General features: G+C 30.3%; 14 protein-coding genes. 8 read left to right on the forward strand and 6 right to left on the reverse strand.

Annotated features, from left to right (window positions below; translation table 11 throughout):
* Positions 1-121: 121 nt before the first annotated feature.
* Together ABNT65_RS13925 and ABNT65_RS13930 are read left to right on the forward strand one after the other, a co-directional pair.
* Positions 122-1,162, forward strand: coding sequence for a rhodanese-related sulfurtransferase (locus ABNT65_RS13925; protein ID WP_348703325.1), 1,041 nt, complete (start codon positions 122-124; stop codon positions 1,160-1,162).
* A gap of 159 nt (positions 1,163-1,321) precedes the next feature.
* Entirely contained in the window at positions 1,322-2,344 is a 1,023-nt protein-coding gene (locus ABNT65_RS13930; RefSeq protein WP_348703324.1) for a COX15/CtaA family protein, read from the forward strand.
* Here the strand turns inward: ABNT65_RS13930 and ABNT65_RS13935 are convergent.
* Genes ABNT65_RS13935 through mutY form a run of 5 tightly spaced genes read right to left on the reverse strand, consistent with a single transcriptional unit; the run spans position 2,336 to position 6,304 of the window.
* Entirely contained in the window at positions 2,336-2,884 is a 549-nt protein-coding gene (locus ABNT65_RS13935) for a YIP1 family protein (RefSeq protein ID WP_348746097.1), read from the reverse strand. The genes ABNT65_RS13930 and ABNT65_RS13935 overlap by 9 nt on opposite strands.
* A 25-nt stretch (positions 2,885-2,909) precedes the next feature.
* On the reverse strand, positions 2,910-3,461 hold the full coding sequence (gene gldD, locus ABNT65_RS13940) for a gliding motility lipoprotein GldD (protein ID WP_348746098.1): 552 nt from the start codon (positions 3,459-3,461) through the stop codon (positions 2,910-2,912).
* Positions 3,454-4,755, reverse strand: a complete 1,302-nt coding sequence (gene gldE / locus ABNT65_RS13945) for a gliding motility-associated protein GldE (protein WP_348703321.1) — start codon at positions 4,753-4,755, stop codon at positions 3,454-3,456. The genes gldD and gldE overlap by 8 nt, the downstream gene beginning before the upstream one ends.
* 19 nt (positions 4,756-4,774) lie before the next feature.
* A complete protein-coding gene (locus ABNT65_RS13950; protein ID WP_348703320.1) occupies positions 4,775-5,221 on the reverse strand; it encodes a single-stranded DNA-binding protein in 447 nt (148 codons plus the stop codon).
* A 36-nt stretch (positions 5,222-5,257) separates the two neighbouring features.
* On the reverse strand, positions 5,258-6,304 hold the full coding sequence (mutY, locus tag ABNT65_RS13955) for an A/G-specific adenine glycosylase (protein WP_348746099.1): 1,047 nt from the start codon (positions 6,302-6,304) through the stop codon (positions 5,258-5,260).
* Between the two features lie 199 nt (positions 6,305-6,503).
* Here mutY and ABNT65_RS13960 point away from each other — a divergent pair, with 199 nt between their 5' ends.
* The 6 genes from ABNT65_RS13960 to ABNT65_RS13985 all read left to right on the forward strand — a co-directional run bounded on the left by ABNT65_RS13960 (position 6,504) and on the right by ABNT65_RS13985 (position 15,896).
* Positions 6,504-9,845, forward strand: a complete 3,342-nt coding sequence (locus tag ABNT65_RS13960) for a SusC/RagA family TonB-linked outer membrane protein (protein ID WP_348703318.1) — start codon at positions 6,504-6,506, stop codon at positions 9,843-9,845.
* Between the two features lie 11 nt (positions 9,846-9,856).
* Complete coding sequence (locus tag ABNT65_RS13965) at positions 9,857-11,350, forward strand: RagB/SusD family nutrient uptake outer membrane protein (RefSeq protein ID WP_348746100.1); 1,494 nt, start codon at positions 9,857-9,859, stop codon at positions 11,348-11,350.
* A gap of 2 nt (positions 11,351-11,352) precedes the next feature.
* A complete protein-coding gene (locus ABNT65_RS13970) occupies positions 11,353-12,327 on the forward strand; it encodes a substrate import-associated zinc metallohydrolase lipoprotein (RefSeq protein WP_348703316.1) in 975 nt (324 codons plus the stop codon).
* A gap of 11 nt (positions 12,328-12,338) precedes the next feature.
* Positions 12,339-13,601 carry a DUF4302 domain-containing protein gene (locus tag ABNT65_RS13975; protein WP_348703315.1) on the forward strand — a complete coding sequence of 421 codons (1,263 nt, stop codon included), beginning with the start codon at positions 12,339-12,341 and terminating at the stop codon, positions 13,599-13,601.
* Between the two features lie 161 nt (positions 13,602-13,762).
* Positions 13,763-14,053 (forward strand): HU family DNA-binding protein, encoded by a 291-nt coding sequence (locus ABNT65_RS13980; RefSeq protein WP_348703314.1) that lies wholly within the window; start codon positions 13,763-13,765, stop codon positions 14,051-14,053.
* 295 nt (positions 14,054-14,348) lie between these two features.
* Entirely contained in the window at positions 14,349-15,896 is a 1,548-nt protein-coding gene (locus ABNT65_RS13985; protein WP_348703313.1) for a ribonuclease E/G, read from the forward strand.
* Positions 15,897-15,969: 73 nt separating this feature from the next.
* On the opposite strand, the gene purD is transcribed toward ABNT65_RS13985, so the two are convergent.
* Entirely contained in the window at positions 15,970-17,244 is a 1,275-nt protein-coding gene (purD, locus tag ABNT65_RS13990) for a phosphoribosylamine--glycine ligase (protein ID WP_348737545.1), read from the reverse strand.
* Positions 17,245-17,443: the final 199 nt, after the last annotated feature.

The raw sequence follows: 17,443 nt of genomic DNA on the forward strand, positions 1-17,443 counted from the left end.
TTCTTGTCATATTAACTCATAAAAGTGATATTTCAAACAGCTAAAAACCAAAAAATCTGTATTTTTGCCTTGATTTTGAAAAAAATCGACACATTTTTTGTTTAACTTAAAAAAGTATAGCATGCAACTGTACAACAAGTTAAGCGCAGAAGAACGCGCTAAATTAATTGATGAAGCCGGTAAAGACCGTCTTACCATTTCTTTTTATCAATATTACAAGATAGAAAACCCTACTTTATTTAGAAATAAGCTTTTTATTGAATGGAACGAGTTAGATGTTTTAGGAAGAACTTATGTTTCTTACGAAGGAATTAATGCACAAATTTCCGTTCCTGCAGAAAACTTCTTAACTCTAAAAAAGCAACTAGACTCCATTTCTTTCCTTAAAGACATTCGTCTTAATGTAGCTGTAGAACAAGACAATAAATCTTTTTTGAAGTTAAAGATTAAAGTTCGTAACAAAATTGTTGCTGACGGGTTAAATGATGATACGTTTGACGTAACTAACAAAGGAGTTCATTTATCAGCTTCTGAATTTAACAAAATGCTAGAAGACCCTAACACTGTTTGTGTTGATATGAGAAATCATTACGAAAGTGAAATTGGTCATTTTGAAGGTGCTGTAACTCCAGACGTAGATACTTTTAGAGATTCATTAGATATTATTGAAGAAGACTTAAAAGAACATAAAGAAGATAAAAACTTATTAATGTATTGTACAGGTGGAATACGCTGTGAAAAAGCTTCTGCTTACTACAAACATAAAGGATTTAAAAATGTTTTTCAGCTTGAAGGTGGAATTATAGAATATACAAGGCAAGTTAAATCTGAAGGTATAGAGAATAAATTTTTAGGCAAAAACTTTGTTTTTGATCATAGACGTGCTGAGCGTATTTCTGATGATGTGATTTCTAACTGCCATCAATGTGGAAAACCTTGTGATACTCATACAAATTGTGCTAATGAAGGTTGTCATTTATTATTTATTCAATGTGATGAATGTGCTGAACAAATGGAAAATACTTGTTCAACTGAATGTCAAGAAATAATACACTTACCTTATGAAGAACAAAAAGAACTTCGAAAAGGAAAACATGCTAGTAATAAAATATTTAAAAAGGGAAGATCCGAAAAATTAAAGTTTCAAAAAAAATCTTCCTAAATAACAATTAATTATTAAACACCTGAAAAACAAAATTTCAGGTGTTTTTATTTTTACTAACCCTACAAAAAACACTCTTGATACAAGCACGCATCATTCTTATGCTAAAATTTGCTTTTTACGTATCTTTGTAAAAACTTTTTAACATTGAGTAGTAAATTGAAAAAACATTTTCCATTACTAGTAAAAATTGCCTTAATATCTGTATACCTAATTTTCTTAGCTGGCTCAGTGGTTCGTATGACAGGCTCAGGTATGGGATGCCCTGATTGGCCAAAATGTTTTGGTTATTACATACCTCCTACTTCAGAAGAACAAATTACATGGCAGCCTAATACTAGTTATAAAAAAGGAATGATTATAGTTAAAGATGAAGCTTTGTTTGTTGCTGAAAACAATGTTAAAACAAACAATACTTTTGACAATAACAACTGGAAAAAATACACAAAGCACAATTACGCTAAGTTTAATAAATACCATACTTGGACAGAATACATAAACAGACTAGCATCAGTTTTATCTGGATTTGTATTTTTATTTTTAGTGTATGCAGCTTCAAAATTTTGGAAAGAAAAAAAGATAATTTCTATAATTACATATACAGCTTTCTTTTTAATGCTTTTTGAAGCTTGGCTAGGTAAAACTGTTGTTGACACCAATTTAAAACCTGCCGTAATTACTATCCATATGGTTGCTGGACTTGTAATTATCGCCTTACTATTATGGTTGTTATTTATAGTCTCAAAAAAAACAACGTCAAAAGATAATTACAACTCAATATTTAATAAGTTACTAATAGTCTCGGTTATATTTTCTTTAATACAAATAGCTATGGGAACGCAGGTTCGTCAATTTATTGATGAGCAAGTAAAACTTTATGGTTTTGAACATAAACAGTATAGCCTTTTAAATCCCAGTTTTAAATTTTATTTCCATAGATCCTTTACTATTGCTATAGTGCTGGTAAATTTAGGTATGTTTTACTTAAATCAAATTAAAAACTTAAGTTTCAAACTAGTTAACTGGATTGTCTTTTTAATTTTTTTAGAAACTATTTCAGGCATTTTAATGTATTATGCGGAGTTTCCTATAGGTACACAAGCCATACATTTATTAGCTGGTGCTGTTTTATTTGGACTACAGTTTTATTTATGGCTTCAAAGTAGAAGAAAATTAAGCTAATAAAAGGTAAAAATATAAACCTATTATTGGCAATGAAAAAACTATAATATTTATAGCACTTTTTAAATAAGAGTATCGGTTAAATTTCTTCAACCCAAAAAAAAGAATTTTCAAAGATATTAAACTAAAGACAATGGAATTTACAATAGTTAACAACCTAAAATAACCTAGACTTAATAATCCATTTGTATACACCTGTTCAAGCATTAATTTAAAAATATTAGCCATAACAATAGGAATTATAGCATAGGCATATAATGGGCAAATATCTGCATATTCGCCTTTTCCTTTTAATACTCTTCCAATTTTATATAACACAAAACTACAAAGCATACCAAAAAACAAACTAATTAAAACAGCTATTAGCAAACCATATAAATTATTGTGAAATAAACCTTCTCCTTTATTTTTAAAAAAATTCACAATACCAAAAACAGCAAAAACACCAAGGCTAATTCTATATAAATCATCTTCATATTTATCAGCTAAAAGCCTTAAACCCTTTTGGTTTTTAAAAACTAAACAGAATATTGTTTTCATTTTTTTATAGCAATTTGAAAATTCGTTAATCCCTCCATTCAAGAGTTTCCATCATACGAATCATATCATTTTTAATATATTCAACAGCAGGAAGAATTGAATCGTAGTTAGGTTTTACATAAAAAAATAATGACCCTTTTACAAAATGTTTTGTACTATCAGTTACATGAAACTGTACTTGAGAAGCTGCATTACCAGCAATTTCACACATTTTTCCATAAACTTCTGTTTCTTTATTTGTAAAATTTCTCCAAGAAATATGATCAGCTTTAACCGTATGCTCCAAGACTAACTTTTCAGCTTCCATTAATAATTCTCTCAAATTATTAGATATAGGTCTATAGGTAATATCTACCGATGCTTTTAGTTTTGGATATTTAATTTTCAACCATTTTTTAGGTAATTCTTTAATAACTGTGTTTGCAGAAATTTCAAAAAAATAAGGCCTTTTTATTCTTAAGTTTACATATTTTTGAGCTGGATATTCTAAACTTAAATATGCCTTAGGCTTGGGTGTTGTTTCTTCTCCACAGCTAAAAAAAAACATTGTTACTAACAGTAAAATTATTTTACGCATTTTTCGTCACTTTTACTTGTTTTATACGCTTTCTATCTAACGCTTCAATAGTAAACGTATAATTACTAAAGTTTATTTTCTCTCCTTTCTTTGGAAATTTACCAGACACTTCTAAGATAAATCCCGCTAACGTTTCACTTTCTCCTTTTTCTTCTTCAAACTGTTCTTCATCGTCATCTCCTAAAACTCTACAAAAATCTTTTATCGTTATTTTACCTTCAAAGATATAATTGTTCTCATCTAATTTTGAATATGACAAATCATCATCATCAAACTCATCATTAATATCCCCTACAATTTCTTCTATAACATCCTCTAAAGTTACTATACCACTAGTACCTCCATATTCATCTACAACAATTGCTAAATGTTTCTTTTTTTCTTGAAATTCGTTTAATAAGTCATCCAGCTTTTTATTTTCAGGCACAAAAAATGGTTCTCTTATTAAAGATTGCCAACTGTATGAAGATTTATTTAAATGTTTCAGTAAATCTTTGGCATATAAAACACCAGTTATATTATCTATATTTTCTTTGTAAACAGGATTTCTAGAATAACCGTTCTTCAAAATTATCTTAAGTACTTCTTCATAACTTGTATCGTCTGCTATAGCACATACATCAGTTCGAGGTTTCATAATCTGAACTGTTTCCGTATTTCCAAAAGTAACAATTCCTTCTAATATTTTTTGTTCCTCTTTTGTAGTAGCAGCATCCGATGTTAACTCTAATGCTTGCGATAACTTTTCTACAGATAAGCTACTGTTTTTATTTCCTAGTTTATTTTCTATTAACCCCGTTAGTTTTATAAGCGGCATACTTAATGGTGTTAAAGCCATATCTAAAAACTGAATTGGTTTTGACATAAAGTTAGCAAACTGTAATGATTTACGTGTAGCATATACCTTAGGCAACACCTCTCCAAAAAGTAAAATTAAAAAAGTAACTAAAACTACTTCTATTAAAAACTTCACTCCTTCAGATAAACCACTAAAAAATACCTCACCTAACGAAGCAAACAATAGTACAATTAGTATATTAATAAAGTTATTTGTTATAAGTATAGTTCCTAAAAGTTTTTTAGGCTTTTTTAATAAATTAACTACTACACTCTTCCCTTTTGTTTTTTCAGAAAGACGGTCTAAATCAACCTGAGAGATTGAAAAAAAAGCAACTTCAGTTCCAGAAATCAAAGCTGAACAAACTAATAAAAAGAAAAGTACTATCAGGTTTACTGAAGTTAACCAATCTATAAATAAAAAAAAATGTACTACTGATTCGGGTTCTGGATCCAAAGTTTAAAGTTTAGTTATACTAGAATGGTAAATCATCATCTTCATTATGACTTTGATCTACCTTTGGTTTAGCATCAACATTAGGCTGATTACTTACTGGTGAAGGAGAAGTTCCATTACTATTTGGGTCTTTCTTGGTAGACAAAAAGGTCATATCTTGCACTTGAATTTCTGTAGTATAACGCTTTTGCCCATCAACTTCGTATTGTCTGTTTTTTATACGTCCTTCAATATAAACCTTATCTCCTTTTACCAAATATTTTTCACATATTTCAGCTAATTTATTACGAACAACAATATTGTGCCATTCTGTATTTGTTATTCGTTCACCCGTTTGACGATTGGTATATGTTTCATTAGTAGCCAAAGGAAAACGCCCAATTGCGTTTCCTCCTTCAAAAAAATGCATTTTCACCTCGTCTCCTAAATGCCCTATAAGAATAACTTTATTAACTGTTCCAGCCAAAATTTAGTGTTTTGAGTAAATCCAAATATACAAAAATTAGCTTTTATTATTTAAGTAGGCTTTCAAAAAATTTTCTATTAAAACAGGAACAGGAAACTCTCTTACTTTATCCCAATCTACATTTACTTTTATTTTGCTTTTAGATTTAATTATCCAAAAATGAACATGTAAATGTTGATGAGAAAGTTTATGTACAATTTCTTTAGAATTAAAAAGTTTAACAGTTAATTCTCCAGTAAATAGTTCATTAAAAATTTTAGACTCTATTAATTCTTCAACCTCAATCCTTTTTTCAGACTCTAACAAAGGAAATTGATACAATCCTTGCCAAATACCTTTTCCTATTCTTTCTTCTAAGATTGTTTTACCATCAAAAGTTTCTAGAACTAAATAATTAAAAAAACGCTTTTTAATTTTAATTTTTTTCACTTTTACTGGCAAAACATTAACTTGTTTATTTTGATAAGCAACACAGCTATTAGCTAAACTACATTCAGAACAAAGAGGATTCTGAGGCTTACAATGTAAAGCTCCAAAATCCATAATAGCTTGATTATAATCACCAGGATTATCGATATCTATTAAAGATTGAGCCAGCTTTTTAAACTCCTTGATTCCTTTTGTTGTGTTTATTGGAGTTGAAACTCCAAAAAATCTTGATAAAACTCTATAAACATTACCATCTACTACTGCAACAGGTTCATTGAAACATATAGAAGCGATAGCTGAAGCTGTATAATCTCCAACACCTTTTAAGTCTAAAAGGTTTTTATAATTATCTGGAAATATACCATTTAATTCATCAACCACATATTTAGCTGCAAAATGCAAATTCCTAGCTCTTGAATAATACCCCAAACCTTGCCAAAGTTTCAATACTTTTTCCTCTTTTGCTTTTGCTAAATCAAAAACTGTAGGAAATACTTCAGTAAACTTCAAAAAATAAGGTAAACCCTGAGAAACTCTAGTTTGTTGTAACATTATTTCACTTAACCATATAAAGTATGGGTTTTGAGTCTCTCTCCATGGTAAATTTCTCTTATTATTCTCGTACCAAATAGCTAATTCTTTATAAAAAATCATCTACATTAACTCTATTTTTTTTGCGAAACTATGATAATTAAAAGCTTTTATTAACATAAATTCCTATTATTTTATTAAATTTTACTTTAAAAAGTAGGGTATTTGTACCTATATTTGTTCTAGTTTATGCCATCTCTTTGCTTTTTCAGCAAATATGGTAACAGAAAACTAAATTTTTTTAATTTAATTCAAATAATCTATGTTTAAAATTACAAAAACACTTACACTGTTTTGTTTGTTTGTTTTACATCATGTAATTGCTCAGCAAAAAGTAGTTACAGGTGTTGTGTCAGACAGCTCGGGTCCTTTACCTGGAGTTACTGTACTTATTAAAAACACTATGAAAGGTACCGAAACCGATTTCGATGGAGTTTATAACATTAAAGTAGATGAAAACGATATTATTGTTTTCAGTTACATTGGAATGCAAACTGTTGAGAAAAGTGTTAAAGGTATCAGTACTATTAATGTAGTGCTAGAAGAAGACTCAAATGTCTTAAATGAAGTAGAGGTAGTTGCTACTGGTTATGACAATATCAACAAAAAAGCCTTTACTGGTTCTGCTGCTACAATTAAAGCTGAAGACCTTAAAATTGATGGAGTTGTTGATGTTTCAAGAATGTTAGAAGGTAAAGTTGCCGGAGTTAATGTTCAAAACATTTCTGGTACTTTTGGTGCTGCCCCAAGAATAACGATTCGTGGTTCATCTTCTATCTTTGGTAACAATACTCCTTTATATGTAATTGATGGAGTAGTTCAAGAAGACATTGTTGAACAAAATTTAGATGCATTAACTTCTGGTGACGCTTCTACCTTAATTAGCTCTTCAATTGCTGGTATTAACTCTAGTGATATTAAGAAAATTGACTTATTAAAAGATGCTTCTGCTACCTCTATATATGGGGCAAGAGCAAGAAATGGTGTTGTTGTTATCACTACTAAAAGTGGTAAAAGATCAACTCCTTTAAAGGTAAAATATTCATTAGAGCAAACTGTTAGAGATATCCCTAGCTATTCTCAATATGATATTTTAGACTCTAGAGAAACTATTGGTATTTTAGAAGGTTTAAGAAGTCAAGGTTATTTAAGATTCCCTGATGTTGGTAATGCTCGTTTTTCTGGGGTATATGGTATTTTAGAAAAAAGAATCAACACTTATTTAAACAATGGAACTTTTGGAACTCCTAACGTTGTGGAAGCGAGAAATAGATTCTTAAGAGACTATGAATTAGCTAACACTAACTGGTTCAAAACATTATTTAACCAATCAATTTCTCAAAATCATTCAATCAATTTTAGTGGTGGTGGTGAGAAAAATGCTTTTTATGCTTCAGTTGGTTTCTTTAATGACCCAGGATGGACAGTAGCTGATAATGTTAATAGATTAACAGCTAATCTGAAAAACACTTTTTTCTTTTCTGATAAATTCAAATTATCATTAGCTTCAGTTGCTTCTATCAGAGAACAAAGAGCTCCAGGTACTTTCCGTAGAGAAGCTAATGTAGTTGATGGTCAATTTTCAAGAGATTTTGACATTAACCCATTTAGTTATGCTTTGAATACTTCTAGGGCTTTAAGACCTAGAGACAATAATGGAAATTACGAGTACTATACTAATAACTGGGCTCCATTTAACATTTTAGAAGAGTTAGAAAATAACTTTATAGACTTAAACGTAAGTGATATCCGTTTTCAAGCAGATGCTTCATATAAATTAACTGATCATATAACTTATGAGGTTAATGGAGCTGCCAGATATGTAAATAGCTCTAGAGAACACCAAATTAAAGAAGATTCAAATGTAGTTAGAGCATATAACTCAAATGAAACTCCTGTAATTGCAAATGCTAACATTTTCTTGTATAATGATCCAAATAATCCTGACGCTATTCCAGTTCCAGTTTTTCCTGAAGGAGGATTATATATTAAAAATGACAATAGATTGACTTCTTATTACTTAAGAAATAGTATTAAGTATGATAATACTTTTAATGAGAAACATAGTTTAAATGTATTATTAGGTCAAGATTTAAGGTATATCAATAGAGATAATAATAACTTTACTGGTTATGGGTTACAATATAATAATGGTTATACTCCGTTTACAGACCCAAGATTATTAGAAAAGGTTATTACTGATGGTGGTAATTACTTTGGTGTTGGGCAAGAAAGAGAAAGAACTGTTGCTTTCTTTGGTAAGGCTACTTATGGATTTGATGACAAATATATTTTCTCTGTTACTGGAAGATATGATGGATCCAACAGACAAGGTAGAAGCGCTAGCTCTAGATGGTTACCAACTGGTACTGTAAGTGCTAAATGGAATGCTTCTAGAGAAAAATTCTTACAAAACTCTAATACTATTAGTAATCTTCAATTTAGAGGTTCATATGGTTTAGTAGCAACTCCTGGTTCAGCTACAAATGCTTTAGCTATTTTTAGAAGTCAAATTACAGATAGACTTACTCCTTCAGAAAGAGAAACCTATTTAGACATTAATGATCTTGAAAACTCAGAGCTTACTTGGGAAAAGCAATATGAATTGAATATTGGTTTTGATCTTGGTTTATTTAACAATCGTGTAAATATAACTACAGACGTATACTCTAGAGATATTTTTGACAACATTGATTTTGTAAGAACTTCAGGTATTGGTGGTGAATTATTTAAACAAGGGAATAATGCTGATGTAGAAACTAAAGGTATTGAGTTTGGAATTACTACCAAGAACATTTCTACAGATAATTTTTCTTGGACTTCTAATTTAAACTTCTCATACTATGATCAAAAGATAACAAAACTACAAAATGAACCAAGAGTTGTAGATCTTGTAGGTGTTCAAGGTGGTAATCTTGAAGGGTATCCTATTAACTCTCTTTTCTCTTTTGATTTCCAAGGCTTAAATAATGAAGGTCTTCCTACTTTCAATTTAGCAGAAGGAGAAGATCCAACTACAGGTGTTGATTTTCAAGATTCGGAAAACATTAGTGATTATTTAGTTTTTAATGGATCAGTTATTCCTAATATTTCTGGTGGTATTTCAAATTCATTTAAATATAAAAACTGGGACTTAAATGTATTAATAACTGGTGCTGGAGGTAATGTAATTAGATTAAATCCTTCATTAGATAATTTCTACTCAGGAACTAATGTTTTTACTAAAAGCTCAATAAACAGATGGGTATTAGAAGGTGATGAAAACGTGACTAATATTCCTAAGATAGTTGATGTTAGAAATAATAACAGCTACACAAACAGTGACCTTTCTAGAGCTTATAATGCCTATAATTTCTCTACTGCTAGAGTTGCTAAAGGTGACTTTATACGTATGAAGAATATTGCTTTAGGATACAACTTAGACAGTGAATTCTTAAATAAGATTGGATTAAGCACATTTAGAATTCAAGTACAAGGAACTAACTTGTTCTTATTATATTCTGATGATAAGTTAAATGGACAAGATCCAGAATTCTACGGAACTGGTGGTGTTGCATTGCCTATTACTAGACAATATACAATGTCATTAAATATTGGAATTTAAAAAATATAAAAATGAAAATATTACAATATAAATATATAACAGCAATCGTTTCTCTTACGTTATTATTTTCTTTCGTAGGATGTAGCGAGTATTTATCTGAATTACCAGATAATAGGACAGATATAGACTCTCCTGAAAAAATTAGTGCATTAGTTACTGGAGCTTACCCTCAAGGTAACTATATGTTAATGGCAGAATTAATGTCAGACAATGCTTTCTCAAAAAACACCACAAATGGGGTAGTTAACTCTAGACTGCATGAAGATATGTTCAACTGGGAAACTTCTAATGATGATAACCAAGATACTCCGGTTTTTTATTGGTCTAATTGTTACGAAGCTATTTCTCAAGCAAACCAAGCTTTAAAATCTATTGAAGATTTAAAAGGTCAATATAATTTAAATGCACAAAAAGGAGAAGCTCTTGTAGCAAGAGCTTATGCTCATTTTATGCTAGTGAACTTCTGGGGAAAACATTACGATCCAAGTACAGCTAGTAGTGATTTAGGTGTACCTTATGTTACAGAACCTGAAACTGTATTGATAAAAAAATACAAAAGAAACACGGTTCAAGAAGTATATGATTTAGTAGAAAAAGATTTACTTGAAGGAATAAAGTTAATCGTAAAAAGAGAAAGAAATGCTAAATTTCACTTCTCAAAAGAGTCTGCTCATGCATTTGCTACAAGGTTTTATACTTTCAAAGGAGAATGGGCTAAAGCTATACAACATGCTTCTCTGGCTTTAACAGATCCTAGAAATGAAATAAGAAACCAAATAGAATTAAGAGGTTTATCTTATTCTCAACAAACTTTAAGGTATAATGGTTCATTAGAAAGAGCTAATATGTTAATTAACTCTGTTAGTTCTTGGTGGGCAAGGAATTATGCAAGTACTAACTATGGATTGATTTCTGGTTCTACAATTTTATCTTCAAACAATCCTCTTGGTAAAGCTTGGGCTTACCAAACTTTTGGAGGAAATCGTTTCTCTAATAGACCTAAGTATGATGAATATTTTAAAATTACTAATCAAAGTGCAGGAACTGGTTTCGGGTTTACCGCTCAAGTTTTATTTAGTAAAGATGAAGTTTTGTTAAATAGAGCTGAAGCTTACGCAATGTTGGGTGATTATACTAACTCTTTAAAAGATTTAACAGATTACCTATCACAAAAAACTTTAGGTTTTAATGATGGTAGCGACAATGTCACTGAAAACATGATCGTTAACACATTCCCTGTAGTTGCTGATGAATTAACACCTCCATACCCTATGGATGATAAACAAACTTCTTTTGCTAAAGCTATTTTAGAATTTAAACAAAAAGAGTTCTACCATGAAGGTATGCGTTGGTTTGATGTTAGAAGGTTTAAAATAAAAATAGAACGTGACTTTATCAAAGGTGGAGTATCTACTCCTATAACCTTAGAAAAAGATGACAATCGTAAGCAATTGCAAATACCGCAATCTGCAATAAACTTTGGTTTAACTCCTAATCCTAGATAATTATGAAAAAAATATATTTACTTATGGCAATATCTGGATTATTATTTTCTTGTAATCCAACTGATGAAAAGCTAGAGGGTAGTAATTTAGATATTAATACTCCAAATTTAAACACTACGGACCAATGGTTAAGGGATAATTACACAACTCCATATAACATTGAAGTTACATACAAATGGGATGAAGGTAGAGTTGATTTAAATAGATATTTACACCCTCCTTATTTAGAAAATGTAATTCCTGTTATGGAAATAGTAAAAACTATATGGTTAGATACTTATAGTCAAGTAGGTGGTGCAGATTTTGTTAAAAAGATTGCTCCTAGAGAACTTGTTTTAGTAGGTGGTAAAAATTTAAATGAGGATGGTACTAGAACACTTGGTTTTGCTGAAGGTGGAAAAAACATAGTACTTTTTGAAGCTGATTTAATTGACCTAAAAAGTAAAGCTAGTGTTATCCGATTTGTAGAGACTATTCAACATGAATATACACATATTCTAAATCAAACTGTACGTTTTGATGAAGAGGCTTTTAAACAAATTACACCTGCGGATTATACAGCTCAATGGTTTAACCCAGCAAATGAAACTGAAAGAGTTGATATTGCAAATAGCCTAGGTTTTATTTCTGATTATTCTAGATTAAACCACACGGAAGACTTTGCTGAAATGGTAACTGCTTTATTATCTAATTCAGCTACTGAATATGCAGCTCTTCTAAGTAATATCAGAACTCGAATCATTAACAAAGCCGTAACTGAAGCTGTTGCAGCATTAGGTTCAGGAGCAACAGCTGCACAAATTCAAATAGCTACTGATGCTGCTACAGTAACTGCAACTCCAAATGCTGATAAAGCTGTTAGTTTAATAAGACAAAAAGAAGCTATAGTTGCTGATTACTTTAAGAGAGAATTTCAAGTTGATATTTACGAGTTGCAAAGAGTTGCTTCTGAAAATATCTTAAAAGCTATTAATTAAAATTTGATATTATGAAATTATTTAAATCACATATATATCTTGCCTTGTTTACAGTTTTTTCACTGTTTATAACTAGTTGTCAAGACAATAATGATCCTGAATTATTATTTGAAGACACTCCAACGGCAAGAACTAAACAAGCTATTCAAAAATTAAGAACCGCATTAAAATCATCTGAAAACGGGTGGAAAGTTACTTACTTTACAGATGATGAACTTCTAGGTGGTTATACTTTCCTTTTTAACTTTATCAGTGATGAAGAAGTTAAAATGCATTCTGATTTTGGAAATCCTGATCCTAACAAGTTAAGTTTATATGACATCACTTTAGGATCTACCATAAAGCTTTCTTTTACTACAAAAAATGTATTACATGAATTAGCCGATGGAGATAATTATCCAGATAATGATTTAGTAGGTAGAGGTTATAAAGGTGACTTTGAGTTCTTACTTTCTTCGTATGATGGAGATGATATTATTTTTAGAGTTAATAGAGATGCTTCAAATTATTTAAGATTTAAGAAAGCAACTGCTGCTGATTGGACAGATATAGAGAAACACAAAACGATTAGAGAAAGTTTCCCTACTAACCATATGGCCTATAAAATTGGAGATAAAGTTAGTAATTTCTCTTTTAACCCTCTAAGATGGTTTGCTAGTAATACAGATAATAATGGTACTGCTGGATTTGGTGTAGGATTTACATCTACAGGAGTTGTAATTTCTCCTGCAATTGATGTTAATGGTACTAAGTATAGTGAGTTTACGTTAAGTGATGATAAGACACAATTAGTTTCTTTAGATGGAAACTTCACTATTTTCTTCTTAAAACTGCCTTTTAACATAAACCAAGAATGGTGGTCTAACGCCGCTTCAACAACTAAATCATCTCCAGCTGTTAATACAGCTCATGCTACAGCTAAGACGGCAAATACAGCTACTTGGGGAGAAACTTTATCAAATTGGGCTAGATTTGGGAATTTAGCTAGTGGTAGAAAAGGATTCTCTTTATTCTCTTTTACTGGACCAGGTAGAGGTTTTACTGCTCAGTATAATGTTGCTTTTCAAGGTGTTTTTGGAGAACCAACTCAAATAGATATTGTTAGAGTTTCTGAAGGTTTTAACTGGCGTTTTTATAGACATTTAAATCCTTTATTAGATTTATATATTGACAATGCCCCATATACTACTGAACCAACTCCTGCTGCAAGCCCAACAGAAGTGAAACTTACTAGTACAAAAGACCCTAATGTTTGGTTTATTATGGAATTATAATAAATTTTAAAACTTAAATATATTTAACCCCAATGATTTTCAAAATCTTGGGGTTTTTTTATTATATTTAATTTTTAACCTTTTAACCTTTTGGAATAGATATAATTATCATATATTTGCATCCTCAATTTTTAAAGAAAATAAATCAAAAAATATTTATAATGACAAAAGCAGATATCGTATCTAAAATTTCAGATAAGAGTGGAATCGAAAAAGCAGATGTTTTAGCAACTGTTGAAGCATTCATGGAAGAGGTAAAAGAAGCATTAGAAAATGGAGATAATGTTTACTTAAGAGGTTTTGGTAGCTTTATCATCAAAAAAAGAGCTGAAAAAACTGGTAGAAACATTTCTAAGAATACTACCATTAAAATTCCAGCACACAACATTCCTGCTTTCAAGCCTTCAAAAGTATTTACAGAAGGAGTTAAAGCTAAAGTTGCTGTAAAATAATTTTGTAACTAAAGTATTAACACAAACCATTTTTCTGGTTTTATAAAACATTTTAATTATGCCAAGTGGTAAAAAAAGAAAGAGAGCTAAAATCTCTACACACAAAAGAAAGAAAAGAGCAAGAGCAAATCGTCATAAGAAAAAGTAAGCAGTAGCTTACTTTTTCCGTTTGCTTTAAGCACTTTAAAAGTTCATTGACATTAAGGTTTAAACACCTTAAATGGTATTAAATTACCTGTTTACAATTTTTAATCCGTCTTCGTAAAATTTACGTAGGCATAAAAACTAGTTTCAGATGAAAACAGAATTAATTATTCGTTCAAATTCTTCTGATATTGATTTTGCCTTACTAAGAGATGGTAAACTTATTGAATTAAATAAAGAGACAAGCGATAATAAATTTTCAGTTGGAGACATTTTTCTTGCAAAAATAGGAAAAGTTATGACTGGTTTAAATGCCGCTTTTGTAAATGTTGGTTATCCTAAAGATGGTTTTCTACACTATCATGATTTAGGGCCGCAAGTACAATCTTTAAATAAATTCATTAAGAAAGTAAGCACAGGTAAATTCAAAGAATTCACTTTAAAAAACTTCCGTTCTGAAGAAGATATTGATAAAGACGGAGGTATTAATGATGTACTAAAATCAGGTCAAAATTTATTAGTACAGATTGTAAAAGAACCTATTTCTACCAAAGGGCCAAGAATTAGCTCTGAATTATCTATTGCTGGTAGATATTTAGTTTTAGTCCCTTTTTCTAATAGAGTATCAGTTTCGCAAAAGATAGCTGATAGTAAGGAAAAGGAACGTTTAAAGAAATTAGCAAAAAGTATAAAACCAAAAGGTTTTGGACTTATTTTACGTACTGTTGCTGAAGGTAAAAAAGTAGCAGAACTAGACAAAGATTTACAAAATTCACTTGATCGTTGGAAAAATATGTGTAAACGTATACCTAATAACAATACACCAACTAAAATTCTAAGTGAATTAAATAGAGCTTCCTCAATTTTAAGAGATGTTCTAAACGATTCTTTTACAAGTATAGTAACAAACGATGAAGCCTTAAAAGTAGAAATTAAGGAGTACCTTCAAGAAATTTACCCAGAGAAAGAAAAAATAGTGAAATTACACAGATCACAAATGCCTATTTTTGAAAAATATGGCATTGAGAGACAAATTAAAACATCGTTTGGTAAAACAGTTTCTATGAGCAAAGGTGCCTATCTAGTTATAGAGCATACTGAAGCTTTGCATGTTATTGATGTAAATAGTGGAAATCGTTCAAATAAGGCTTTAAGCCAAGAAGAAACTGCATTAGAAGTAAACTTAATTGCTGCCTCTGAAATTGCTCGTCAATTACAATTGAGAGATATGGGAGGGATTATAGTAGTTGATTTTATTGATATGAAAAGTGCTGAAAATAGACAAAAATTATATCAGCATTTAAAAGAAGCAATGTCTTTAGATAGAACAAAGCACAAAATACTTCCTCCAAGTAAATTTGGATTAGTGCAAATCACAAGACAACGCGTACGACCTGAATTACATATAAAAACAAGAGAACCTAACCCTAATAAAAATGGAGAAGTAGAAGCTCCTATTGTTTTATTAGATAAAATTGAATCAGAACTTGATCGTATAATTAATAGTGATAGGCAATACAAAAACATCACGTTAAATGTTCATCCTTTTCTTGCAGGTTACCTCACTAAAGGATTAGTTTCTATTCAAGTAAAATGGTTTTTAAAATATAAAAAGTGGATTAAGATTTTACCTAGAGATGCTTACATGTACTTACAATATAAATTCTTTTATAAAAAAAAGAACTTAAAAAGTAAGTAAGGCAAATCTTATTATGAAATAACCCCATTCTATTAATATAGAATGGGGTTTTATTTTTTATAAAAACTTGGTTTTATAATAAATCAAAACCAATATCTTTTCTATAATTCATTTTGTCAAATGAAATAGACTTAATATTATTATATGACTTTTGTAAAGCTTCTTCTATAGTATCTCCAAAAGAAGTTACTGCCATTACTCTTCCGCCACTTGTTACTACATCTTCATCAGTAACTTTTGTCCCTGCATGAAATACAATTGAATCTATAATATTTTCAAAGCCACTAATAGATTTTCCTTTTTCATAAGCTTCTGGATATCCTCCTGAGACTAACATTACTGTTGTAGCTGTTTTATTAGTTACTTTGTAAGATTTACTTTCAAGAGTTTGCGAAGCAACTCCTTCAAATAAATCAAATAAATCAGACTCTATTCTTGGTAATACAACTTCTGTTTCTGGATCTCCCATACGTACATTATATTCTATCACATATGGTTCTCCTTTTACATTCATTAAACCTATAAATATAAATCCTCTATAATCTATATTATCTTTCTGCAGTCCATTTACAGTTGGTTTTACAATCTTTTCTTCTACCTTTTGCAGAAATACATCATCTGCAAATGGAACGGGTGAAATAGCGCCCATTCCTCCTGTATTTAGCCCTGTATCTCCTTCTCCTATTCTTTTATAGTCTTTAGCAGATGGTAATATTTTATAGCTTTTACCATCTGTTAATACAAAAACAGATAATTCTATTCCTTTTAAAAATTCTTCAATTACCACAGTTGATGAAGCTTCTCCAAATTTCTGATTAGAAACCATTTCTTCTAATTCAGATTTTGCTTCTTGAATATCATTTAAGATTAAAACCCCTTTACCAGCAGCTAATCCATCAGCTTTTAATACATAAGGTGCTTCTAAAGTTTCTAAAAAAGCAAAACCTTCAGCTAAGTTTTCTTTTGTAAAAGATTGATATCTTGCTGTTGGTATATTATGCTTTTGCATAAATTGCTTTGAAAAGTCTTTACTTCCTTCTAATAATGCACCATCTTTTTTAGGCCCTATCACTGGAATATTTTTCAAGAGTTGATCTGATAAGAAAAAATCGTGAACTCCTTCAACTAAAGGTGCTTCTGGCCCCACCACTACCATGCTTATGTTATTATTCAATACAGCTTCTTTAACTGCCTTAAAGTCTGTGGGGTTTATTGGTAAGTTTTCCGCGATGTTAGCAGTACCTGCGTTTCCTGGTGCTACAAAAAGTTGTTCAACTTTATCACTCTGAGAGAGTTTGTATGCAAATGCATGTTCTCTTCCTCCTGATCCTAAAATTAAAATATTCATATTCTTGTTGTGTTGTTCTGCAAATATAAAGTCTTCCTAAAAAAAACGGACACTTAAACTGAAAAACATTAATGCTTTACATTTACAGCTTATACCGTTTCTATATTTTCTATAAGATACTCTAGGAAATTCACGTAACATATAAACTTTTCCTTGAGACGTTAAATAAACTTCACGCAGCATATAAATTTTCCTAATT

It is taken from the genome of Tenacibaculum sp. 190524A02b, assembly GCF_964036645.1.
In the GTDB taxonomy this organism is placed as follows: Bacteria; Bacteroidota; Bacteroidia; order Flavobacteriales; family Flavobacteriaceae; genus Polaribacter; species Polaribacter vairaonense.

Coding starts and splice junctions, on each gene's coding strand:
- ABNT65_RS13965 (WP_348746100.1), top strand. CDS start 9,857: ATGAAAATATTACAATATAAATATATAACAGCAATCGTTTCTCTTACG.
- purD (WP_348737545.1), bottom strand. CDS start 17,244: ATGAATATTTTAATTTTAGGATCAGGAGGAAGAGAACATGCATTTGCA.
- ABNT65_RS13970 (WP_348703316.1), top strand. CDS start 11,353: ATGAAAAAAATATATTTACTTATGGCAATATCTGGATTATTATTTTCT.
- ABNT65_RS13925 (WP_348703325.1), top strand. CDS start 122: ATGCAACTGTACAACAAGTTAAGCGCAGAAGAACGCGCTAAATTAATT.
- ABNT65_RS13985 (WP_348703313.1), top strand. CDS start 14,349: ATGAAAACAGAATTAATTATTCGTTCAAATTCTTCTGATATTGATTTT.
- ABNT65_RS13935 (WP_348746097.1), bottom strand. CDS start 2,884: ATGAAAACAATATTCTGTTTAGTTTTTAAAAACCAAAAGGGTTTAAGG.
- ABNT65_RS13975 (WP_348703315.1), top strand. CDS start 12,339: ATGAAATTATTTAAATCACATATATATCTTGCCTTGTTTACAGTTTTT.
- mutY (WP_348746099.1), bottom strand. CDS start 6,304: ATGATTTTTTATAAAGAATTAGCTATTTGGTACGAGAATAATAAGAGA.
- gldD (WP_348746098.1), bottom strand. CDS start 3,461: ATGCGTAAAATAATTTTACTGTTAGTAACAATGTTTTTTTTTAGCTGT.
- ABNT65_RS13960 (WP_348703318.1), top strand. CDS start 6,504: ATGTTTAAAATTACAAAAACACTTACACTGTTTTGTTTGTTTGTTTTA.
- ABNT65_RS13980 (WP_348703314.1), top strand. CDS start 13,763: ATGACAAAAGCAGATATCGTATCTAAAATTTCAGATAAGAGTGGAATC.